The organism is Paraburkholderia sp. SIMBA_030 (genome assembly GCF_046535245.1).
In the GTDB taxonomy this organism is placed as follows: Bacteria; Pseudomonadota; Gammaproteobacteria; order Burkholderiales; family Burkholderiaceae; genus Paraburkholderia.
Genome location: NZ_JAWRXB010001753.1, coordinates 1 through 232, shown reverse-complemented (window position 1 = coordinate 232; position 232 = coordinate 1). Strand labels below are relative to the sequence as shown.

At 64.2% G+C, this 232-nt stretch carries 1 protein-coding gene; it reads right to left on the bottom strand.

The genetic code is table 11. The annotated features are described in order from the left end of the window. On the bottom strand, nt 1-232 hold a 232-nt coding region (locus tag SB772_RS46020; protein ID WP_410839274.1), incomplete at both ends, for a transporter substrate-binding protein.

The window sequence follows — 232 nt, the reverse complement described above, 5'->3', positions numbered from 1 at the left end:
CTGCGTTTCGCCCTCGGTCATCGTCAGGCTCGCGATCGGAATGCGCGCGGGGTCGATGCCATGCTCGCGGTAAAGCTGATAGAACTTGCGCGCGCCGCGCCCGATCAGCGTCGAAAACACCACATCGGGCTGCGCCGTGCGAATCTGCCGTACGACTTCGTCGAGCGCGGCCGGTTCGGCGTCGCTCGGCAAATAGATTTCATCGACGATTTCGCCGCCGTGCTGCTCGACC